Source organism: Corynebacterium sp. MSK039 (assembly GCF_030232315.1).
In the GTDB taxonomy this organism is placed as follows: Bacteria; Actinomycetota; Actinomycetes; order Mycobacteriales; family Mycobacteriaceae; genus Corynebacterium.
Window position 1 is genome coordinate 1 of record NZ_JASPJL010000063.1, and the last position, 236, is coordinate 236.

Here is a 236-nt window from a genome sequence, read left to right on the forward strand (position 1 = left end):
TCGAGGAAGATCACCGGGTAAAACTCGTCGAGCTGGCGGTTTTGCCAGATCATGACCTCGTCTAACACCGCATCGGTGATCGTGCTGATCGTATCTGGGCTCATATCCACCCCGAGCGTGGTCGCGAGGTGATGCTGAATATCGCGCACTGTCATCCCGCCGGCGTATAGCGAGACGATCATGTCGTCGAGCTCTGTGAGCCGACGTGCGCCCTTGGGCACCATCTTCGGAGTAAA

At 57.6% G+C, this 236-nt stretch carries 1 protein-coding gene; it reads right to left on the reverse strand.

What is annotated here, in order from left to right:
- Nucleotides 1–236 (reverse strand): transposase (locus QP997_RS09845; RefSeq protein WP_284847016.1); only part of this gene is annotated, 236 nt, incomplete at both ends.